The sequence below is a fragment of the Metabacillus sp. KUDC1714 genome, assembly GCF_014217835.1.
Classification (GTDB): Bacteria; Bacillota; Bacilli; order Bacillales; family Bacillaceae; genus Metabacillus; species Metabacillus rhizosphaerae.
In genome coordinates this window covers 1,486,775-1,511,632 of record NZ_CP055263.1, presented here as the reverse complement: position 1 = coordinate 1,511,632, position 24,858 = coordinate 1,486,775, and the positions used below count along the sequence as shown (strand labels likewise).

The following is a 24,858-nucleotide window of genomic DNA, read 5'->3' as shown; positions in this document are numbered from 1 at the left end:
GAGAACCTAGATAAATGAAATCTCACTTTATCGATACTATTTGTGATCCATCTACATTTCTTATGATTTTGCAAAAAAACGTGATGAAAACAAAGAACTGGTGATAGTAATCAGGGGTATGATCAATTTAAAGTTAGGATAATCAATGAAATCAGTCAGCCAGATTAAAAAAAGGAAAGGAGGAAAGGTATGAATGGTCAAATTCAATCTGAAGAGAAAAAGCATATGCCGCCAATTACTCATAAGGCAGATCTTTCGCGCCTTCAGAGAATCAAAAAAACAATCATCCGTGATAAATATTTGTATTTATTGTTGATCCCGTTTATTGCGTGGTACATTATCTTCTTATACCGCCCAATGTATGGACTTCAGATTGCATTTAAAGATTACAGTATTTTTCAGGGGATTGAAGCTAGTCCTTGGGTTGGATTTCAACATTTCGTACAGTTTTTTGAAAGCGATTACTTTATTAGAACGTTAAAAAACACGATCCTCATTAGTTTATACACCTTAGTATTTGCCTTTCCGGCACCGATTATTTTAGCTCTTCTTTTTAATGAAATTAAATCGGCAACCTACAGAAAGATAACCCAGACGGCGACATATCTTCCTTATTTCATTTCAATAGTCGTTGTAGCAGGACTAGTGACCAACTTTCTTTCGCCATCAAACGGCCTAGTCAACATCATCATTGAAAAATTAGGAGGAGAAAAAAATTATTTTTTAACCAATCCAGAATACTTCCGATCTATCTTTATCGGGATGAATATTTGGAAGGATGTAGGGTTCAACGCGATTATCTATATTGCTGCAATCAGCGGGATCAATCCACAGTTGTATGAAGCAGCCAAAATGGATGGGGCGAACCGATGGAAACAAATGTGGCATGTCACCTTGCCGGGGATAATCCCGACGATCTTAATCTTATTTATTTTGAACATCGGAACCTTCCTGGAGGTTGGGTATGAGGCAATTATCCTGCTCTATCAACCCGCAACGTATGAAACAGCTGATGTCATTAACACATACGTATACCGGGCAGGCTTGCAAGGAGCAAACTATGAGCTCGGGGCAGCAGCAGGCTTATTCAACGCAGTTGTTGGTTTAGTGCTAGTGGTCATAGCGAACAAAATAACGAAAAGATTCAGTGAGAGCGGAGGTTTATGGTAAATGAAGAGTTTTGGAAGTAAAATACCCGATTTCATAATTTATACTGTTGTCGGATTGATTGCCATTATCTGCATTTACCCATTCATTTATGTCCTGTCTGCTTCTATCAGTTCATCTGATGCCGTTCTTAAGGGAGATGTGCTCTTATTTCCGAAAGATATAACATTTGAAGCATACAAACTGGTCCTTGAGGAGCCTGGAATTTGGGTAGCATACGGAAATACAATCTTTTACACGGTAGTTGGAACACTGTTTAGCATGTTTGTTACGATTTGTGGGGCCTATCCGCTTTCTAAAAAACGACTAAAAGGTCGCAGCTTTTTCGCTTTTTTTATCGCATTCACGATGTGGTTCAATGCAGGAATTATCCCTACCTACTTGAATTTAAAAGATCTGGGATTACTTGATACTCGGACAGCGATCATTGTAGGCTTTGCTATTTCAACGTTTTTGGTCTTTATAATGAGAAGCTTTTTTCAATCAGTACCAGATTCCTTGGAAGAGTCGGCAAAAGTGGATGGAGCAAATGATCTGCAGATATTGTGGAAAATCTTCTTGCCCTTATCAAAACCAGCGCTCATAACAGTCGGGCTCTTTTACGCGGTAAGCAGGTGGAACGGCTACTTCTGGTCAATGATTGTATTAAATGATGAAAGTAAAATTCCTCTGCAGGTGCTATTGAAAAAATTGGTTGTTGATATGAGTGTAAAGGAACAAATGGCTAATTCACTGGATACAACCTCTCAATACTCTGCAGAGACCGTGATATATGCGACAATAATTGTTTCGATTATTCCGATCATATTGGTCTATCCGTATTTGCAAAAGTATTTTGTAAAAGGAACGATGATTGGCGGGATTAAAGAGTAGAGAATGATAACTACTAAATAAGTAATGTCCTTATCTATGACGTTTTTGGGATTATGTTTTCGTTTTTATACTAAAAACAGAATTCATTGTTTCTATTAAATTCCTAATTGTTTATACACGTAACAAAAATTAAGGCTGTTTTCGCAAACTTTGTTGCTATTTACCAAGTAATATGGTGTGGTTGATTGCAGCGAGAGATGCTCGCTTTCCGCGGGGCGGGCGGTGAGCCTCCTCGGCGTAAACGCCTGTGGGGTCTCACCTGTCCCGCTACTCCCGCAGGAGTCTCGCACTGCCGCTCCAATCAACCTGAAACAGTTTTCGTTTTAAAAGCAACAATCTCTTAGAAAAGATCCAAAATTAAAAATTAAGTTTTTGGGGGGAGTAAAATTGAAAAAAATCGCTTTGATCTTGTTCTCCATTTTTATGCTACTAATTGGAGGTTGCTCGAATAATAGTGCTTCAAGTGATGTGGATGCTAATAAAAACTCAGAAAGTGAAAAAGGTCTAACGGGGTTTCAGGTATCTAAGGAACCAATTGATCTGAAGATTCACCTTCATCATTTTGATGGCCAGGTTATTTTTAATGATGATTGGACGACGTTTAAGAAGGCAGCTGAGTTAACAAATGTCAACTTGAAAGGAGTGGCTCCAAAGACTTCAACAGATAGTCAGGAAGCTTTTAACTTGATGATTGCTTCAGGAGAAATTCCTGATCTTGTTCATGGGACAAAAGCTGATTTAACGAAGTATGGGAAAGAAGGGGCGTTTCTTCCATTAGATGATTTAATTGAGAAACATGCTCCAAACATTAAGAAATACCTTGATGAGATGGAAGGCTTAAAAGAATTTGCTACAGCTTCTGACGGAAATCTTTATTTTATTCCTTTTATAGCAGATGGGAAGGCGCAGAAGGGATGGTTCGTTAGACAAGATTGGTTGGATAAGCTTGGCCTTAAAACCCCGCAAACGACAGAAGAAGCATATGAAGTGTTAAAGGCATTTAAAGAAAAAGATCCAAATGGAAATGGTAAACAAGATGAGATTCCTTATTTTTCAAGAATTCCGGAAAGTTTGGGAGACCTTACGATTTTATGGGGGGCTCATAATGACCTCTATCTTGATGGAGATAAAATTCAATACGGACCATATGAAGAAAAATATAGTACTGCCCTTTCAGGATTAGCTAATTGGTATGAAGAAAAGTTAATTGATCCAGAGATCTTTACAAGAGGGGCAAAGGCTAGAGATATCTTACTAGGCAATAATCAAGGAGGTATGACACACGATTGGTTTGGAAGCACGGCAGGTTATAACGATTTATTAAAAGATCAGGTAGAAGAGTTTAAATTTGAAACATTTGCTCCTCCTCAAAATACGGAAGGTGAAAAAGTCGAACCTACCGTCCGTGATCCATATGGAGACAAAGCAGGAATAGCGATTGGCTATTCAACAGAAGATCCAGTAAAAGCGATCAAATATCTTGATTTCTTTTATACAGAAGAGGGACGACGCTTGATGAACTATGGAGTAGAAGGAGAAACTTACGATCTAATCGATGGAAAACCTGTATTTAAAGATGAAATTTTGAGTTCTCCAGATGTTCCAACGACTTTGCATGAGCATGGATCCCAAACTCTCTTTTCTTATCATCAGGATTTTGAGTATGAAAAGCAATGGTTAAATCCGATTGCCTTAAAAGGGATAGAAGAATACACTGCCAATAACTATTTTGCAGAGCCGCTGCCACCTTTCACTTTTACTGAAGAAGAAGAAAAGAAGATTATTGAAATTGCAGCAGACTTAAAAACCTACCGAGATGAAATGATGCAAAAATGGGTCATGGGTGCCGAAGAGATAGATTATGAGAAATTTAAGAATCAACTAAAAAATCTTGGTGTCGAGGAATATATTGAGCTCCATCAAAAAGCGTATAATCGATCGTCGGAGAAATGATAGTAAATAGAGTAGGAGGTAACAAAGATGCAGAAAACCGAACAAGTCGTAGATGAAAGTCTCTTAAGAAAAGAAAGGTTTTCAACGAGACCACCTGTAGATCGTGCTTTTATTGAAAAGGCACTAGATGATGTGCTTTTTAAAATCGATCAGAACCTGGAGGCTTTTACATCTCAATTTCCTAGTGCCAGCAGCCAGAATTTAGTTTATTCAGCGATAGAGAATGTCGAATGGACGACAGGTTTCTGGACTGGAATGCTCTGGCTAGGTTATGAATATACCGGTGAAGAAAAATACAGACGAGTGGCTGAAAAACATGTTAATAGTTTTAAAGATAGAATTAAGAACAGAATTGTCGTGAACCACCATGATCTGGGGTTTTTGTACAGTCTCTCATCTGTCAGTGCTTATAAATTAACGGGAGAGAATCCAGGAAAGGAAGCAGCACTTGAAGCAGCTGAATTACTTCTTACTCGCTACTCTGAAAATGCGGGAATCATTCAAGCTTGGGGAGAATTAACAGATCCCAAGCAAAGCGGAAGGATGATTATTGATTGTATGATGAACTTGCCCCTGCTTTATTGGGCAAGTGAAGTAACAGGTGATCAAACCTATCGTCAACTTGCTTATCATCATGCAAAGCAGTCAGCTAAGTATATTGTTCGTCCAGATTCTTCAACATATCATACGTTTTATATGGATCCAGTGACGGGAAAACCTCTATACGGCAACACTCATCAAGGGTTTTCAGATGATTCCTGCTGGGCAAGAGGGCAGGCATGGGGAATGTATGGATTCCCCCTCAGCTATCACTATACAGGTGATGAAACATTTATCAACCTAAGCAAAAAACTAGCAAACTACTTTCTTAATCGCCTCCCAGAGGATCACGTCTGTTATTGGGACTTAGTCTTTACAAAAGGAGAAGAAGAAAGAGATAGTTCTGCTGCTGCCATTGCCGTCTGCGGCTTACTTGAAATGAGTAAAAGGCTACCTCTAACTGATGGTATGAAAGAGTATTATGAAAATAGTGCATTGCATATTGTTCATTCGCTTGCTGAACACTACACAACAAAAGATGAACCCCATGCTAATGGAGTTTTAAAACACGCAGTCTACCATAAACCTAGAAATACAGGTGTTGATGAATGTTGCATTTGGGGCGACTATTTCTACATGGAAGCGCTCGTTCGATTACTGAAGGATTGGAAAATGTACTGGTAATAACATATGGCTGCCTTAAATTTTCCTCAGAATCTATTTGAGGCAGCCATTTTTCTTAAAGGGAACGATAGAGAGTTAAAGATTAGGAAGGTTTTGATATTGGAAGCTTTTTCTGTGGTTAGAAATGGGAAAAGGTAGAGCTGGATACGTGAGAGCCAAAAATCCCTGTGTAAACTTTTATTATTTTTAGGAGAGAAGAAAATGGCAGACAAAGGTATAATTGGAGGCATTTATACAGTAATGGAGTGGATTTCACGCTTAGTATATCTGCAATTCTTATGGGCAATTTTTACTGTAATAGGGTTGATCGGATTCGGTTTTTTTCCAGCGACATTTGCGATGTTTGCTGTAACAAGAAAGTGGGTTCGCGGACAGACTGACATTGCCCTTTTCCCTGCGTTTAAGCAACTTTATAAAAAAGATTTTTATAAAGCGAATGTTGTTGGAGGTATTTCTGTTGCTGTTGGTTTTATTCTTTATTTTTACTTGCGTTTTTTCCAAGCACAGAGCGGTACAGCCTCGATGGTGTTCTTTTTACTCATGTTTGCCATCTGCTTATTGTATTTGATGACTTTGTTCTTTATCGCTCCAGTTTTTACTCATTATGATCTAAAGGTCATCCAATTATTTAAGGTTTCGTTCATGATGACGATCTCTTATCCCTTTCATGTGATTTCAATGACCTTTATCTTGTTTTGTTTTGCCTTACTCATGGAGGCTATTCCGGGGCTCCTTCCTTTCTTCAGCTTTAGTTACCTTGCATTTGCACTTATGTGGATCGCCAATTTAGCGATCGAAGACAAGGAATGTCACACAATGATGACGGTAAGGAGCAATAAGCCAGTTAAGGGAAGGTATCGTGCACTAGGTTAGTCATGTTTGACAACGAGTTGAAGAATGGAAGGACATGCAAAAAATATGTTTCTGTATGTGTCATGTAATAATTAACATTTTGTCTAGTAGTAAATTTTATTATCTTGAGGAGTGTTTAAATGAAAGAATTTGACGTGATCATTTTAGGTGGGGGTATTTCTGGTGCGGTAGCAGGAATAGGGTCTTCAAGGTTAGGGGCCAAAACATTAATCGTTGAATCTCATGGTTTTTTAGGGGGGATGCTAACAGCTGCAGGAGTAGGTCCGATGATGACTTTTCATGCAGGAAAAAAACAAGCTATTCAAGGAATTACGGATGAAATCATTCAACGCTTGAAAAAAATTGGGAAATCTGTTGGACATATAAAGGATTTAACTAATTACACTTACTCAATCACTCCATTTGATTCAGAAGCAATGAAACACGAATTAGAAATGATGTTAGTTGAAAGTGGTGCCGAAATCTTATACCACACAGTATTAGCTGAAGTCATAAAAGAAGGAAGTAAAATAACAAAGATAAAAGTCTGTAATAAAGCCGGACTTTCCGAAATTAGCGGTAAGATTTTTATAGATGCTTCCGGTGACGGAGATTTAGCTGCATGGTCAGGTGTAAAGTTTACCAAAGGAAGAGAAACTGATGGTGCATCGCAACCCATGACATTAAAAATGAAAGTTAGAAACGTAGATATCAATCGAGTTAAACAATATATAAAGGAAAACCCTGAAAATTTTACAAGGGTACCAGAAAACCTAGATGATCTAAATAAAGTTGAGCGACTATCTGTTGTCGGCTATTTAAAAGAGTTCAAAGAAGCTAAAGAAAGAGGGGACATCACGATAAAAAGAGAGGATGTCTTGTTTTTTGAAACCAATAACCCTGGAGAAGTAATCTTTAATACGACTAGATTATTAGGTTTTGACAGTACAGACCCTTGGAGCTTAAGCAATGCTGAAATTGAAGGCAGAAAACAATGCCGGGAACTTGAGTATTTTATGAAAAACTATATGATTGGTTTTGAAAATGCTGTAGTGGTTTCAACTGGTCCTTCGATTGGTGTTCGAAGTTCAAGGCAAATTGAGGGATTATATACGTTAAAGGCAGAAGATTTATTAGAACAACGTAAATTTTATGATGTTATTGCTCACTCAGGTTATCCAATCGATATTCATAGTCCGGATGGAGAAGGCACTTCACATAGGAAACTAGAATGGGGAGGGATTTATGGAATACCTTATAGATCTCTTGTTTCCAAAGAAATTGACAATTTAATTGTTGTAGGAAGGTGTCTTTCTGCCACTTTTGAAGCACAAGCTGGCGTAAGAACAACGCCTACTGCAGGAGCAATTGGGCAGGCAGGAGGAGTTGCAGCTGCAATTGCAGCAAGAGAAAATGTAAAGGTTCAAGAACTTAACATTAAAAAATTACAGGGTATCTTACAAGAACAGGGAGCTTATTTAGAGATAGAGCCGTCTAAAAAGGTAATTAACTAGTTTAATTACTTTTAAGAGAAGAGAAAAGAAAAGAAATGTTGAATATTCCTGGAGACATGAAATATTAAAAAACTTGCAAGTCTTTCTTCAAGAAAAGGATGAAGAGGATAATAGTATACTTTGAATTGTAATGGTCTTAAGAATTTAGAAGTTTTTTAACACCATTTTTCGGAGTGTATTGATTATTTAGTAGCAAATCTACCAAACTCACTATTATTTTTACGGATAAGCACGCTGCTATAATCCAGATTTGTCATCGCACTACTCGTATGCCCTTAAGAGTAATTGGGGATAAATTCACAATTGTTATTTTATTATTTATTGAGGGAGTGAGTACTGAACATGAGAAAACGTGTCAAGAGACCAATATCCTTTATCTTGACCCTAGGTATACTGATCACGAGTTTCATTGGTATAAGGGCAGAACAGGTCCATGCGGTGGAAAACCCGATTATGTTCGAGGATGAGGTAGCCGCCAGCAACAGTGACCCAGTAAATCAACTGCCGATTGTCGGATACCGTGCTAGCGGCAGCGATTCCAATATACCAGAGTATGCGATAGACGGCGATATCACCTCTCGTTGGTCAGTCTTTGGTGACGGACAATGGATTGAACTTGACCTGGGTTCACAGAAGGAGGTTTCATACCTAGGTGTAGCCTTCTACAGGGGCGATAATCGTACTAAAACGATTGATATCGAGGTATCTAACGATCAAACGAACTGGACTAAGGTATACAGCGGTACCAGTAGCGGTACGACGATTCAATTGGAGGCATTCGGCTTCGAGACTGTGACGGCCCGTTATGTTCGAGTAGTAGGACGTGGTGAGAACCAATGGACCAGCATCACTGAAATTCAAGTGTACCCGCCTCATCAAGATGGGTTCGTTCTAAACAATTTGGAAATACCTCCGACCGGGCCAGACCCAGATGCCCCAATTCCAACCAAGCCTGGTATTTACTATGCGGACGGCACGCCCCACAAACCGCATGAGCTGCAAGCGGTTAAGGGAAGAAAACTTAATGTCGTAGCTTTTGGAGCGAATCCTTCCAATAACGGCGAGGATGATGCTAAAGCCATCCGTGAGGCTCTGGATAAAGCACAGCCTGGCGACGAGGTCTATCTTCCTAATGGTCATTATCAATTATCCAGCATGTCTAACGATGGTGTCTCCCACTTGACAATGAAATCAGGTGTCCAATTACGCGGAGAAAGTCAAGATGGCGTTCTTCTAGTTTCTGATCATGCGAACGATTTCGGAGAACACGCAACTAATTATGGGATTATTATCCGGATTTCAGCGCAGAACAATATCAAAATCAGTAATATGACCCTGACCTCAAGTTGGAACCTCAAATATTCCACCAACACTCAGGTTGCCAACCCTGACAGAGGCGGGCCTAAACAAGCAATTTACATTACATCTTCTAGCGGGAAGCCTTCTTACAATATTACACTTGACCATCTAACAGTTGAAAAATTCCAGCGCATTGGTGTAGTGATTATTAATAGTCATGATGTAATTGTGGAAAACTCCTTATTCAGGAATGCAACAGATGTTGCAGAAGGAGGAAGCGGCTACGGCGTTTCCATAGAAGGTAAGCCCAAAGAAAGCCGACTAGGCAGAGAAGACGATTCCTACTTCAATGTTGTGCGCAATAATCGATTTATCGGACCTTATCTGCGTCATGGAACACTTATGCAATTCTACACCCATAATAATCTCATTGAAAACAACAAATATAAGAACATTGCGTTAGATTCGATTGACTTTCATGGAGAAGACGAATATATGAATGAGGTTCGGTTCAACCATATTGTCGGCGGCGGTGAAGCGGCTATCGGTGTAGGCAATCCTGGTGCAACACATGATGCAGCAGGTCCGGGCAACTATATTCATAATAATGTGATCGAGAATGTGGATCGGTACGGTATTCAAGTATATCTTGGCTCTCCCAATACCGTTATAGAGAACAATAAGATCATCCATTTCACCAAAGAGGGCAGTCAGGGGATTCGTCTTAAGAATGCACCTGGAACGATTGTAAAAAACAATAAGATTTATGACAATACAGCGAATGGGTTCTGGGGTATTATCGCATTAGAAGATAAAGGAGATCCGGGGAACGCGGGTAATGGAGCAGGAATTCCAAAGAACATCGTCATTCAGAACAATCGTGTAACGGGCAATACCAACGGTGTTAACATATCTTATGGAACCAATATTTTGTTGTCTGGTAATGAGATAAGCGGCAATAATGAGACCGATTATATAAACAGTGTGGCTATCCCTAAACAGCTGTCTGCTATTGAAGCTGCAAGCGTCCAAAAAAATGCATCGTCCCCTCTGGATACATCCGATTTACTTATCAAAGGCGGAGATGATGACAGTTCGATTCGAACCTATCTGAAATATGATTTGAGTCAACTAAGTGGAAAGATTGCTACGGCGAAACTGTACGTCTATGGACGAACATTGGAAAGCAAAAATGAGAAAAAGACAGTAGCTAATTCCTTATACGGTGTCGAGGATGATTTATGGAGTGGAAACAGTTTGATGTGGGATTCCGACGATACCCAGCCTGCACTCGGCGATCATCTGTCTACAATACAGGTTAAAGATGACGGTTTCGATTCTTGGTATGTATTCGACGCTACCTTGTTTGTGAAAGATCAATTAGCTGGCGATAAGACGGTATCGCTTGCCATCGCCCAAGATCCAGCGCTGACCGGTTATCTTACTCAACTGTACAATGGTGCAGACAGTGATAAGCGACCGTACCTCATGGTGGAAACTTATCCACCTGTCGAATTGGCCAGTGTAACAGTATCTGCGGATAAAACTCAACTTACACCGAATACTTCAACTCTCTTACATGTATCGGGAAAAATGAACACTGGATCTAATACTTCTTTAGAAGATGCTGCGATTGTCTATGAGAGTCTGACACCAGAGATTGCTTCTGTAGACAGCAACGGGGTAGTTACAGCATTAAAGGAAGGTGATGCAGTGATTAAGGTAACAGCTACATTGGATGGAATAACGCAGAACGGTACAATCAAGTTGATCGTGACGAATAACCTGGCAGTAACTGCTCAATTGTCGGTTGATTCCACGCTTGGTACCAATGTAAAAGAAAGAGTAGTGGACAGAAAATTATCTACCAGATGGTTGTCCAGCGGAACACAGACCCCTTTTCTTAAGTTGGATTGGACATCCCCGCAAAAGATCAACCAAGTAAAGCTATGGAGTGGACACGTGCCGGTTACTGGCTCTGCCGGCTGGCATGTGAAGGATTTTGATCTTGAATATTTAGATGGTTCAGAATGGAAGAAGCTGGCGGAAGTAAGAGATAACGACAAGGATGCTTTCTTGGAGCAATTCACACTGCTGAACTTTGATACAATCGAGACAACCTCTATCCGGTTCATATTTATCAGTCCGTCATGGGGGAATGGAGATCCGAATGACACGATTGCTCGTATCAATGAAGTAGACGTCAGCTTTGTCGATCGTACACCTCAAATAGAAATGTAAGATGGCAAGGTGATTGTGTCAAATCAGTAGCTGACCCTTTCGTGGACCGATCCAGGCAATTCTGATTTCTCTAATGTCAGTATCGTTCTTAAAGGAGCCGATGATACCGAGGTAGTTTATGTTAATAAGGGAGTTCACACTGCGGTAGGATGCGCATTTTATAAGATTTCAAACATACAGGAGGGAAATGGATGAGGTGGATTAATAAGCGCGGCGTTGTAGCTTTTGGATTAGGGTGTATCTTTTTCTTAATGTTGTCTGTAATCGCTTTCGCGACATATTATGCAGACCGTGATGTGTATTTCTCAAGTGAGCCAGGTGTATATTCAGATCAACAAGCAATAGAGGATTTTGGAAACACCATTACGAAAACCGAAACCGATCGAATCACGATCAATAGTGTGGGACATCTTGTTTTTCACATGCCCCAAGGCGGTGTAGGAACATCCGGAAGCGGCGGGCAAATATTATCTAGATTGGAGGAGAGGGACGCGTACACAGTGGAATATCGAGTGAAATTCACCCCGACTAGCGGTAGTTATGATTGGACAGAAGGGGGAAAGCTTCCCGGTCTTGGAGGCGGTAAAAACTATACGGGGGGCGGCGATGCGACTATCGGAGACGGATTTAGCGTCAGGCTGATGTTCAAACCTGAAGGTCATTTGATTCCCTATGTATATCATGCGGGAATGACAGAATCATGGGGAGACGGTTTCGGGGTAGATATGAATAATCAACCGTTAAAAGACGTTGTTCTCTCGAGCAATACCTGGTATACAATCAAAATCTTAGTCAAGATCAATAGCGGCAGTAACAATGATGGTGTTCTAAAGATTTATGTCAATGACATGAGTACACCGAAATTCACCAAGACGAATATTAAATACGTAACGGACGGAACTAAAGTTGATACGCTTCATCTGACCGCCTTCCACGGAGGTAGTGATCCAATCCGTTATGGTCCATCTCAGGATCAGAACATACACTTAGATTGGATCAAGATCCATCCATATTAAATCAAAGCATACCAAACACCATGGAAACATTTTATTTCTTGAACCTTTACGAGAAGTTCTTTAAGGGGATTGTACGTGAAATGAGTGCCTATTTCTTTTGGAAAAGCGTTATAGAAAACAAGAAGGCACCCAGCGCCGTTGCAAGCAAAAGGGTGGTTCTCAAGTAAAAATAATGTTTACAACCACCACCCTGACGGTAGAGGTTGTAAAAAGGAGAAGGTCTAGTTGACTTCTCCTTTTAGTTCGGGGTGCCAGTTCCGGGTGCCTGTCACCACCCGAAGTTTGTCGAAAATAGCCACAGATCTCCTCCCATAAACAATTCCACTTATTATGTAAACTAAGTTAAAATTATTACACTTACTAATCCTTTCTAACTAGTTTTTGTAATAATGTATCGCTCACTAGTACCTAAGTTTCAATTTCCTCATTAAGTTTGGTTTTTACCCTTCTAAAGTAACCGTTACCAACACGATAAGGATAGGGGGAACTGCCCTTCCTGTCTGTTTTTTTGACAATTTTCCCTATATTGACGAAATGACTGAAATAGAATTAGATGTTAATAAGAGTAATGAAGGACTTTAGTATTTTGATAGTATCCTACTTCTATCATTCATAAATAGTTTTAATTTGTTTTTGCTTAGGAAACTATAAGATTCTTGTACTGTGGATAACACTTTGACATCCAGCTCCAGCGCCTAGCCCCTCGAGGTCATAAGCCACTTAAGAATTGAAGGCAAAAAACACCTTCTATTCTTAAGCGTCTTATTGCCCGAGGCTGTTCAAGGCGCCCTGAGCTTTTGTTTTTCCCGAATGAAAGGAGCATTTTAGAATTGAAGAGCATCCAGAGTCGCTTATTCCTTATGCTTCTTATTTTCATCATCATACCGTATTTTTTATCTGTTTTTTTCATATATGGATATACAAAAGATAGAGTGGAACAGCAAGCACTTGAGGTTAGTAACAATCAAATGAATAAATTGTCAGTGGAACTGGAGCAATATTTTCAAGATATGATCGATCTTCCTTATATTCTGTATCGGAATCCTGACTTATTTCAGGTCTTCAGAAATGATAGTGAAGATTCAGGGTACTCTAACCCAAACTCGAGAGAAAAAAGCATAGAGACTTTTTATCTTATGCGAAATGAAATCCGCCAGGTTCGTTTCTATCTTGATAGAAACAAAGAATCCTTTACCGCTTATAACGCTAAGGTCAGTGCTCCTAAATTGAAACCTGACTTATTAAACCAAGAATCAATTAAAAAACTTTATCAATCAAACGTAGACTATCTGATTGAGCCTCCTCATCAACTTGTAAATTATAATAATGCTGCGATTGTTCCTCAGTCGGACAACACAGTCGTTATGACGTTTCACCATAAAGTCGTTGATGTGCTTTCAAATGAATTTCTCGGAATTATTACAATAGATATCGATTTAAATGGATATGCTCGTTTATGTAATACTCTCATTCAGGAAAATGAAGAATCTGTATTACTGGTTGATTCAAATGATCGTGTTATGTATGCAAGCGACACTACTCTTATCGGTAAGGTCGTTCCACTTAGCTTACTAGAGCGTATCAATGATAAGGATATTGATTCGGGAGAGGATATTTTATTATCGAAAACTTTATCTGGACCACTAAATCAATGGAAACTAATTAAGATAACTCCTAGTCAGTTCTTATTTCATGATGCAAGACAGACTGCATTTATAAACATAATCGTTGGTATTGGAGTAGGGATGATGGGTTTGCTAATGATAGGTTTTGTTTCATATAGAATCACTCGTCCAATTAAGATTCTTAGCAAAAAAGTGCTGTCTATTGAAGGTGGAAATATGAATGTCCCTTTTGAGCATAAAGGAGAGGACGAAATTGGTCATCTTGAAAAACATATGAAAGATATGATGGACCGCATTAACCACCATATTGAACGTGAATATAAACTAGACATTGAGAATAGAAAAAACCAATTTAGAGCACTAAAGTCTCAAGTGAATCCGCATTTCTTATTTAACGCATTACAATCAATTGGAGCTGTTGCTCTACGTTCTCAGTCTCCAAATGTCTACCAATTAGTAACATCCTTATCCAAAATGATGCGCTACTCTATCCGTGCTGATCAATGGGTCTTGGTACGCGATGAAGTGAATTATATCCAAGCATACCTCTCCCTACAAAAGGAGCGTTTTGGAAACAATCTAAACGTTTCTATTAAACTAAACGAAGATATTCAAAGAATGAAAATCCCAAGCATGGTTATTCAGCCGCTTGTTGAAAACTTTTTTAAACATTGTTATGAAGAAGGATTCCAAGATACAAACTTAAGCATATACGGAGAAATAAAAGGAGAAACGTTAACTCTTACAGTAGAAAACGATGGCTCAAGTGTCACACTCTCAAAGCTGCAATCATTAAGAGAAAATATTTACACCACTCCTTATACAGGAACCTATTCACACGAACATATCGGTCTTAAAAACATCCATGACCGATTGGTGTTAAACTATGGACAAAATGCTGGTCTAAAGCTAGATACGAAACAAGGACAAGGCTTTTTAGTTCAACTTGTCATTCCTCTAGACTCTAATGTATCAAACGATTAGCACGCTTTAATAACAAATCTATACAATTTGATTATTGTTCCATTAAAAAATTTGGCTCTTTTCTAAGGGATTGTTGCTATTAATTAGGTTCCTTGAGCAAAAACTATTTAGGTTGATTGGAGCGGAAGGTGCGAGACTCCTGTGGGCGCAGCGGGACAGGTGAGACCCCACAGGCGCTATGCGCCGAGGAGGCTCACCGCCCGCCCCACGGAAAGCGAGCATCCTGGAGCGGAAATCAACCATTCCAAATACTTGTTATATAGCAACAAAGTTTGCGAAAATAGCAAAAAATTTTGATAAGGAGGCTAAGAACTGTATGAAGGCTCTAATTATAGATGATGAGTTCAATGTTCGTTATGTTATTCGACATTTAGGACAGTGGAAACAACACGGGATCACTGATGTTTTAGAAGCAGCTAATGGTGAGGAAGCAAAAAAAATAATAGAAAGTCAAAATCCGGAAATTATCTTCACTGACATAAAAATGCCCGGAATAAGCGGAATCGAAATAATGGAGTGGTTAAATTCAATCGATTATTCAGGAAAAGTTATTTTCATTACAGGCTTTGACGACTACTCATTTATGCGAAAAGCCATTCAGTTCAACAGTTTCGACTATTTATTAAAACCGATTGAAGCAGATCCATTCAATCATACATTGTCAGCAGCCATTGAATCGTGGCAGAGTGAAAAGGAAGAGCGTCAAAACAAAGATACAGGCGTACTCGAAGAGGTTAAAAGGTTTCGAATGAATCAGGTTGTTACACAAGCTTGTTTAGGGGAACCATTCGAAGAATCAGAAGTTGCTTCATTTCTTCCCCTTGCAGATGAATACGATGTTACACTCATTTCCTTTTATCATATGCATCATTCAGAACCATACATTCAATTATTAGCTGATGAGCTTTCTAATCAAGACTGGGGAAACGCATTTGCACTTCAGCATGATCAAAATCTTTGTCTTGTTATTTCTACACCAAAGCATTGGTTAGCGATTGAAGAATGGATTAGTCATCAATTTGACATTCCAGTTCGACTGGTTAGCGGGAAAACGTTACGTTTATTAAATGAAATACCTAGGTTGTACCAAGACTTACAAAAAACGATGGATGATCAAAAATACCGATCGATACACCGTTTGAATGACTTGGATGATGCGCAGCGCATGCAAAACATTGTGGACTTTGTAGAAACGCATTATATGGAAGAACTAAGCTTAGAAAAACTGGCAAACCGGTTCTTCTTAAGTCGTGAACATATCTCAAGAAAATTTAAACAACAAACTGGAATGCCCCTATCCAAATACATGATGAATCTTAGAATTGATCAGGCAAAATCATGGCTAAGTGAAACAGATGAGAGTATTTTATCTATTTCATTAATGCTTGGCTATCAAGATGAAAAATACTTTTCAAAGCTATTCAAAAAGGTCGTTGGGATCACACCATTTGAATATCGAAACGTAGATAAAAAACTTGCATTGACAAAATAGATAGATTGAAATTATTTCAGTTATCCTGTGAAACATACTTGGGGTGAGTTAATGAGAAAAGAGATACTATACATGTTATTAATTGGCACTCTGAGCCTTTCTTTTGCAGCATGTCAGAAAAATAATCCGGAGTCGACAACAAAAGAGAGAGAAATTACCGAACGAAAAATCACCTTAAATGTACGAAATCCTAAAGTGGAAATTTCAAAACAGTTCGAACAAATGGTACAAGCTTATGAACGGGAAAATCCACATATAGATATTCAGATAGAAACTGTTGGTGGTGCAACTGATGATCTTAGTGATCTAAAAGCACAGATTGCTGCAGGTACAGGTCCTGATATTTTTACAAACACTGGTTACGAAAATGCGAAATTATGGCGGAAATATTTAGAAGACCTTTCAGATCAACCATGGGTGAAGAATGCATATAAGGATACATTATCCCCAGTCACATTTAATGAAGAGGTTTATGGTATGCCAATTAATTTGGAAGGTTACGGTTTTATTTACAATAAGGATTTATTTAAACAGGCAGGAATCAGTACGATACCAAAAACATTAACAGAATTAAGAGAGGCTTCGAAACAATTACAAAAGGCAGGCATCACTCCTTTTGCTAATGGTTATTACGAGGAATGGATATTGGGGGTACTTCTTTCAAATATCGCGTTTGCTCAACAAGAAGATCCAAACACGTTTATAAAAAACCTCAATTCCGGTACAGAAAAAATCACCAATAATCAGCAATTCAAGGATATCATTGATTTGTTGGATTTAACGATAGAATATGGAAATGATAATCCGCTAACAACGGACTACAATATGGAAATGAATTTGTTTGCAACAGGAGCTTCAGCAATGATGCTTCAAGGAAATTGGGTCCAGCCAATGATTGATCAAATATCACCTGATATGAATATCGGATTTCTTCCAATACCTATTAATGATGAACGTAAAAATGATGCCTTGGTCGTTAGTGTCTCAAATTATTGGGTAGTAAACAAACAATCAACACCCGAAAAGAAAAAGGAAGCAAAAAAATTCTTAAACTGGATGGTTTCTTCCCAACAAGGACAAACATTTTTGACTGAAAAATTTAAATTTATCCCTGCTTTTAAAAATATAGAGTCTAACCATTCAGGTCCCCTTGCTAATGATACATTAGCATATTACAAAGAAGGAAAAACCATGAGTTCTAACTGGTTTCATTTTCCTGTCGGAGTAAAAGAAGAATTTGGATCTTCCATCCAGTTATATGTCGGAAAACAGCTTGATCGCGATCAGTTACTGCAAGAATTTCAGAAATCTTGGAATAGTGCTGCTAGTCAGTAACCATGCCAACAATTATTTCTAGCAAAGCAGCGGATAGCCAAATGTTTATGTAATGTGAGACAGAAATTCAGGCTTAAGAACTGTATGAACCTGATGATCCATTTCAGCTTAATCAAATGATATTGTCTAACCCCTTTGTCGGGGGTTTTTTTGTATGTAAACAAAACTATTTCCAGTTGATTGGAGCGGGTTGCGAGACTCCTGCGGGCGTTTCCATTCCAGATGCTCCCCGCCCTCCCCGCGGAAAGCGAGCATCCTCTCGCTACAATCAACCACAAATAGCATCAGAGTTTGGCGAGTCAACCTTTCGTTAAAATCCCCCTATATATATCAATTTACGACTAAATTCGTATCAATCTATGACATATTCACAGAATCGTAACTATCCTATAATTCTATTTGTAGACAAGACACGGTGGCACTTGAGCAGTTTTCTGGTAAAGAACCACCCTTGTAAAAACTAAAAATTCTAGGAGGACGACCGATGAACTTTAAAAGATTTGCCAAACAAGCAACAGTCGTAACACTTAGTACAGCAATATTATTAGGTGCGGGAGAATCGCTGACTTATGCGAAAGAAAAAGACTCCCGAGATCACAATGAATCATATGGAATTTCCCATATGACACGTTCAGACATGTACAAGATGATTGAACAACAAAATGATCCAAGATATACAGTACCTCAATTCGACGAATCTAAAATCAAAAACATCACTTCTGCAAAAGGATATGATGAGTTAGGTAAATTAATTAATTTAGATGTGTGGGACACATGGCCGCTACAAAATGCAGATGGAACAGTTGCAAATTATAATGGCTACCAAATTGTTTTCGGTTTAGCTGGAGACCCTGATAGAGGATGGGACACTTTTATTTACATGTTCTATAAAAAAATTGGTGACACAGGAATTGATAGCTGGAAAAATGCAGGTAGAGTGTTTAAAGATTCTGATAAATTCAAATCAGATGATCAAGTCTTAAGAGACCAAGCGGAAGAATGGTCAGGTTCAGCTACTTTTACTGAAGACGGAAAGGTTCGTTTGTTCTATACAAACCGTCAAGGCTGGGATCCAGCAAATAACTTCTTCGGAAAACAAACATTAACAACAGCTCAAGTCAATGTATCTGAACAAGGTTCAAACACATTGAAAGTAGATGGAATTGAAGATCACAAGTCAATCTTTGATGGTGACAAGAAAATCTATCAAACAGTTGAACAAGCTTTTGGAAATGGCGATTATTCTGATAATCATACATTAAGAGACCCTCATTATATTGAAGAAAATGGTCATAAATATCTAGTATTCGAAGCTAATACAGGAACTGAAACTGGATACCAAGGGGAAGAATCATTATTTAATAAGGCTTACTATGGCACTAGTGAATCTTTCTTCCAAAACGAGAAAAGCAAATTGTTACAAAGCTCTAAAAAGGATTTAGCGCAAATTTCAAACGGTGCTTTAGGAATTATTGAAATTAATGATGATTATACGTTAAAAAGAGTCATGAAACCATTGGTTACATCAAACACGGTAACAGATGAAATCGAACGTCCTAACATCTTTAAAAAGGATGGAAAATGGTACTTATTCACAAGCTCACGTGGATCAAAAATGACGATTGATGGCATTGATAATGAAGATATCTATCTATTAGGATATGTATCTAACTCATTAACTGGAACATACAAGCCTTTAAATAAAACTGGACTTGTTTTACACCATGATCTTGATCCATACGATGTTACTTGGAACTATGCTCATTTTGCAATTCCACAAGAAGGCAGTGACAATACAGTCGTAACAAGCTACATGACAAATAGAGGGTACTTCGAAGATCACAAATCAACATTTGCGCCAAGCTTCCAGCTTAACATTAAAGGCGACAAAACATCTGTTGTGAAAAATAGTATCCTTGAACAAGGACAGGTAACAGTAAAATAATAGTAGAATTAATCAATAAATTTATCAGGTAAAGTTAAAACAAAAAGAAAATGCCAATGATTTAGGTGGCATTTTCTTTTTTATATATAAGAAGTTTACCTTTTCTTAGAAGGAAAACGATAAAGTGGTGAGATAAATGAACAAAGAAATACGTAACAAAAAATGGGTGAAACCGTTGAGTTTTATACTAATTGGATTATCTATCATCATTGCAATCGGGTTTTGGGTTAATAATCAGACAAATAAATCATCAACCAAAAAGGAAGAAACTCCTTCAAAGGAAGAGGATTCAACACCGGAAAATAAAGAACAGTCATATCGGGCTCAATACCATTTTACTGTACCAGATAAATGGAAAAACGATCCGCAGAAACCAATCTATTTTGATGGGAAATATCATTACTATTACCTCTATAATCGAGATTATCCTAATGGTAATGGCACAGAATGGCGCCATGCAACTTCTAAAGATTTAGTTCACTGGAAAGATGAAGGTGTAGCAATCCCTAAATACACAAATAAAAATGGGGACCCCTGGTCAGGCTCAGTTGTCATTGACAAGGAAAACACAGCCGGATTTGGAAAAAATGCTCTCATTGCCATTGTGACACAACCTTCTGCAGATGGCGGCAAACAGGAACAATATCTTTGGTACAGTACAGACAAAGGAAAAACCTTTACCTCATATAGCGAGGATCCGATTATGAAAAATCCGGGTACACATGATTTTCGAGATCCAAAAATTATCTGGGACAAACGAAATGATAATTGGGTCATGGTCATGGCAGAAGGCAGCAAAATTGGCTTTTATGAGTCTAACAATTTGAAGGATTGGCATTATACGAGTGGCTTTTTTACAGAGGGAATTGGAATTGTAGAGTGCCCAGATCTTTATATGATGCGCGCTAATAATGGACAATTAAAATGGGTATTAGGTGTTAGTGCAAATGGAAAAACAAGCGGTAAGCCAAATACGTATGCTTATTGGACTGGATTTTTTGATGGCAAGGAATTCTACCCCGATCATAACGAACCACAATGGTTGGATTATGGCTTTGATTGGTATGGTGGAGTCACATTTGAAGGTGGCAAGGAACCTGATAACAATTTGAAACGTTATGCTTTGGCATGGATGAATAATTGGAATTATGTTCATAACACCCCAACAATGGAAGAGGACTTTAACGGCATGGATTCAATTGTTCGTCAAATTGAACTAAAGCATGAGGAAAACAATCAATACTATTTAGTCTCACAACCAATTAAAGCGATGAACCAATTAACAAACTCTACCGGTTCTCACGAACAAATTGAAGTAAATGGCACTAAAACTATTGATATAAAAGGTGAAATATATCAATTAGAGGCAGATATCTCTTGGTCAGAACTCAAAAACGTCGGATTTCGTTTACGCGAATCAGCTGACAAAGAAAGCCATATTGATGTTGGTATCTTTAATGACCCACTTCACCAATACTCATATGTTAATCGCTCAAGGACCGGTCACCCTGACGAGAGTAATCAATATGTAGAAAGTAAAGCACCATTTGATAGCAGCAAACAACAAGTACATTTGAAAATTCTCGTTGATAGATCCAGCATTGAAGTATTTATTGATGACGGAAAAATCACTCATTCTAATTTGATCTTCCCAAAAGCAGAAGATCAAGGCATTAGCCTCTACTCTGAGGGTGGAACAGCGATATTTGAGAATATTGAGATTAAACATTTAAAATAGTTTCGGGTGGGGACTGAGGGACAAGTTTAGGGTGCCTGTCACCACCCGAAATCTGTCGAATTTGTTCCGAGTACCTGTTACCACCTAGATTTAGAATATACTAAAATATAGAAATCTATTAAATTAACCCCGGAAGAAGCAATTCTTGTTATAGAGTCCTTAATTTGTAAATCTTTACCCTACTTTTCTTAACATTAAATTAATATCTCAAGTGTTCATCTCATTCATACCAAACTAAAAACCTAGTTTCTTCATCCTGCTTTTCACACTCAAATGATCGATTGTATTACAAATGATCGATAAATCACCTAAAAATATTTCCGAATTATCCCAAATAACTATCCATTTGGCTCATTTTTCATCGTAAACTACGAAATTACATTTAATTCACATAGATTTCAAAACCATTTGGTAACGTTTTAGTAGAGCAATTCCATAGAAAAGACTTCAACACTAAAATGAGTAGGGAGGAATAGGTTGTGAATGGTAACAGTAAAGGGTTAAACAGACGTGATTTTTTGAAAGTCGGTGGAATGAGTACGGTCGCATTAACACTTGGAACAACTGGGTTATTATCATTAAACGGTGCATCGGAAGCTATGGCAGGGTCTAGGAATACAAGTGGTGGATTTGGTGGTTATGGTCCTCTAGTGAAGGATCCAAATGGTATTCTTGATCTTCCAAGAGGCTTTCAATACAAGATTATTTCTAAAACAGGAGATCCAATGCCTAACGGTGACTTAGTACCTGCGATGCTTGATGGAATGGCGGCATATAAGGGTGAGAAAAATACGACGATCCTTGTACGTAACCATGAAAATGGAACGAACTCTCAATATCCAGTAAACGGAAAAAATCCTTGGAGCAAGGGAGCAGCTGGCGGTACGACAGCTCTTGTTGTAACACCTGACCGCCAAGTGATTGATGAATATGTCACCAATTCAGGAACGATCCGTAACTGTGCTGGCGGAGCTTCCACTTGGGGCACTTGGTTAACGTGTGAAGAAACACGTGATTTAGGCCACGGCTTTGTGTTTGAAGTAAATCCTCTTGAACCAGAGAATGAAATGTCGAAAACGCCTATTCGTGATATGGGGTATTTTTCTCATGAAGCATGTGCTGTTGATCCTTCAACTGGAATTTGGTATTTAACAGAAGATGCCAGCCCAAGCTTCCTGTATCGTTTTACACCGCATGATCGCAGCCAAACACTTGGTTCGCTCCAAAAAGGCGGAATTCTTGAAGCTGCAGCGATTGATGAAATTTCAACCTCTTCTTCTAGTCAATTAAACAGCGGACAAAAGTTCGGAATCGTGTGGAAAAAGGTAAAACCTGAGCGTGCCCAGCAGGATGCGAAGGATTTAGGTTGTATTCAATTTAGCCGCTTAGAGGGAGCTATTTTTTCTGCGGGAACATTCTGGTTTGATGACACAAGTGCTGGTTCTGAAGATCTTGGTCGTGTGTATCGTTATTTCCCTGCTACAAATATACTTGAGCTTTTCTATGAGTCAACATCACAAAATGAGTTAGAAATGCCTGACAATATCACCATGGCTCCATGGGGAGATCTTTGGATTGCAGAAGATGGTGGCGGAAATGACCGCATCATCGGTTTAACGCCAGAAGGGAAGATTTACACATTTGCAGAGAATATGATGAATGGTTCGGAGTTCGCAGGACCTACATTCTCTCCAGATGGAAAAACGTTCTTCGTAAATATGCAAACACCTGGAATTACCTTTGCAATCTGGGGACCTTTCGCTCGCAGAAATACTGCGCGTCAACGGGCAATGGGACTTGCGGCACCCCCAGCAGGACTAGCACCTGCTGTATCTGACAAGCTTCTTGCGTTTGCTGAAGAGCAAGGAATGTCCCGATTAGAAGCTGCTGCATTAGAGCGCCATGGAATGCCGATTATCTAAGGGACTCGGAGTGGGACTCACGGGACTCAGGGACAGGTACCTTGTCCCAAGTTTTTAGAGGATTAGATTTTACGATAGGTGATCTATGAAAGAAAACACCGAACTCGCTCACTTGAATGGTGTTTAAAATAGGTGAACACCATTTAAGTGAGGATATGGGAATACAACCTAGGATCTTTAAAATCACCTTTTTACCAATTAATATTATATTGTCTAAATTGCGCTAGGAAGAAATGAAAGAGACCATTTAATGTTTTTACAGGTAAATGTTTTATTTACTTTTCAGGTTATTTATTGCTTGTGTAGAATATAAAAAGTGTAACCCAATTCAATATCCTCTGTTTATGTTTTATCCACTTATCATATTTTAATCATATGTTGAAAATCCCACATTTTCTTTTTTAAAAGCCATTAGTTTTGATTAACAAGTGTAAATATGTAACAACCTCAAAAACTCCTTTTGAAATTCTATAACCGCACTAAGACTTCTGATGTTTACTGAAATTCACCAAAATTGAAAATCATAGAAAAAAGTATCTCTTATCTACGAAAAATTAAGTGCAGTACTGAGGTGATTTATATCCCCAGGGTAGCAAGGACAAAGAGCAGTAGTGGCATCTATCACATTATGCTGAGAGGAATAAATAGACAAACGATCTTCGAGGATGATGAGGACAAGATTAAGTTTTTAGTGACACTTAAAAAATATAAAGAAATAAGTAAATTTCAGCTATACAGTTACTGTTTGATGGATAATCATATTCATTTATTATTGAAGGAATCGGGGGAAACCATCTCTGAATCTATTAAGAGAATAAGTTCTAGCTATGTCTATTGGTACAATAATAAATATGAGCGGTGTGGTCTTTTATTCCAAGAACGATTTAAGAGCGAAAATGTAGAAAACATTTTATATTTTTTAACTGTCCTTAGATATATACACCAAAACCCGCTAAAGGCAGGCTTAGCTAAAACCGTCTTTGACAGTAAATAGTTAATCCGTCCAGTCAACGAACTACGGAGGGAACTAAACCTCAATCTTCCTCACATCGTAAACCATCGAAAGGCTCCCTTCTACTCGACTAATTGAAGAAGGATAACAGAAATGATCAAACTTTTTTATAAAAGAATTGATCCAATTGAGTATATTAATAGCGTGTTTTGATCAATCTTTTTTCAAAATACGCTCTTTCGTTTATATAAAGAGGGGAATGTAAATGTAAAGATTAAGGTTAATTTTAATATTAACCTTAACGAAAGGTTAAGTAGTTATAAAAACATCTGGTGGGTATTAGCATCATGAAATCCTCTTTGTTATAACAAGCCATACTTGAAAGGTCTTCTATAGGACTTTCTGTTTCTAGCTCTCAAATGAGTCCTAACCAATAAATACAATGGCGAAAGCCCTTCGCACGATTCTTATGCCATATATTTATGAGACTGTCGGGGGTTTACCGGCTAATATTGCCAATTACTACAAGCGCTTTTATGGATATTTACAGTTTTATCGACCTATTTTGTATTTATGAAATTAGGCGATAAAAAAAGCAGAAGAGGTATTTATGCGGTATCGGCCATTTTGGGAATCGTGGCATGGGTTTTATTAATTTATACAAAAATGACAATCCCAGTATTATTGCTATTTGTTTTACTTTTGGGTTCTGCTACCGGTTTTGGT

General features: G+C 38.4%; 15 protein-coding genes. All 15 read left to right on the top strand.

Going from position 1 to position 24,858, the window contains the following annotated elements; all coding sequences use genetic code 11:
* Nucleotides 1-189 precede the first annotated feature (189 nt).
* Nucleotides 190-1,170, top strand: a complete 981-nt coding sequence (locus tag HUW50_RS07285) for an ABC transporter permease (protein WP_083964523.1) — start codon at nt 190-192, stop codon at nt 1,168-1,170.
* Nucleotides 1,171-2,040 (top strand): carbohydrate ABC transporter permease, encoded by an 870-nt coding sequence (locus HUW50_RS07280; RefSeq protein WP_066329623.1) that lies wholly within the window; start codon nt 1,171-1,173, stop codon nt 2,038-2,040. It begins immediately after the preceding gene.
* Nucleotides 2,041-2,427: 387 nt separating this feature from the next.
* Complete coding sequence (locus tag HUW50_RS07275; protein ID WP_083964522.1) at nt 2,428-3,993, top strand: extracellular solute-binding protein; 1,566 nt, start codon at nt 2,428-2,430, stop codon at nt 3,991-3,993.
* Between the two features lie 27 nt (nt 3,994-4,020).
* On the top strand, nt 4,021-5,217 hold the full coding sequence (locus HUW50_RS07270; RefSeq protein ID WP_066329622.1) for a glycoside hydrolase family 88 protein: 1,197 nt from the start codon (nt 4,021-4,023) through the stop codon (nt 5,215-5,217).
* Nucleotides 5,218-5,418: 201 nt separating this feature from the next.
* Nucleotides 5,419-6,090, top strand: coding sequence for a YesL family protein (locus HUW50_RS07265; protein WP_066329619.1), 672 nt, complete (start codon nt 5,419-5,421; stop codon nt 6,088-6,090).
* A 119-nt stretch (nt 6,091-6,209) separates the two neighbouring features.
* Complete coding sequence (locus HUW50_RS07260; protein ID WP_066329615.1) at nt 6,210-7,583, top strand: FAD-dependent oxidoreductase; 1,374 nt, start codon at nt 6,210-6,212, stop codon at nt 7,581-7,583.
* Between the two features lie 342 nt (nt 7,584-7,925).
* A complete protein-coding gene (locus HUW50_RS07255; RefSeq protein WP_066329612.1) occupies nt 7,926-11,123 on the top strand; it encodes a galactose-binding domain-containing protein in 3,198 nt (1,065 codons plus the stop codon).
* A 191-nt stretch (nt 11,124-11,314) separates the two neighbouring features.
* Nucleotides 11,315-12,139 (top strand): polysaccharide lyase, encoded by an 825-nt coding sequence (locus tag HUW50_RS07250; protein ID WP_066329609.1) that lies wholly within the window; start codon nt 11,315-11,317, stop codon nt 12,137-12,139.
* 830 nt (nt 12,140-12,969) lie between these two features.
* On the top strand, nt 12,970-14,748 hold the full coding sequence (locus tag HUW50_RS07245; protein WP_066329606.1) for a cache domain-containing sensor histidine kinase: 1,779 nt from the start codon (nt 12,970-12,972) through the stop codon (nt 14,746-14,748).
* 316 nt (nt 14,749-15,064) lie between these two features.
* On the top strand, nt 15,065-16,240 hold the full coding sequence (locus HUW50_RS07240) for a response regulator (RefSeq protein ID WP_066329603.1): 1,176 nt from the start codon (nt 15,065-15,067) through the stop codon (nt 16,238-16,240).
* A 51-nt stretch (nt 16,241-16,291) separates the two neighbouring features.
* Nucleotides 16,292-17,575 (top strand): ABC transporter substrate-binding protein, encoded by a 1,284-nt coding sequence (locus HUW50_RS07235; RefSeq protein ID WP_066329599.1) that lies wholly within the window; start codon nt 16,292-16,294, stop codon nt 17,573-17,575.
* A 484-nt stretch (nt 17,576-18,059) separates the two neighbouring features.
* Entirely contained in the window at nt 18,060-19,520 is a 1,461-nt protein-coding gene (locus HUW50_RS07230; protein ID WP_066329597.1) for a glycoside hydrolase family 68 protein, read from the top strand.
* A 136-nt stretch (nt 19,521-19,656) separates the two neighbouring features.
* Nucleotides 19,657-21,258, top strand: a complete 1,602-nt coding sequence (locus HUW50_RS07225) for a glycoside hydrolase family 32 protein (RefSeq protein ID WP_066329588.1) — start codon at nt 19,657-19,659, stop codon at nt 21,256-21,258.
* Nucleotides 21,259-21,737: 479 nt separating this feature from the next.
* Complete coding sequence (locus HUW50_RS07220) at nt 21,738-23,180, top strand: alkaline phosphatase PhoX (RefSeq protein WP_066329586.1); 1,443 nt, start codon at nt 21,738-21,740, stop codon at nt 23,178-23,180.
* 571 nt (nt 23,181-23,751) lie between these two features.
* Entirely contained in the window at nt 23,752-24,174 is a 423-nt protein-coding gene (locus HUW50_RS07215; protein ID WP_332310325.1) for a transposase, read from the top strand.
* Nucleotides 24,175-24,858: the final 684 nt, after the last annotated feature.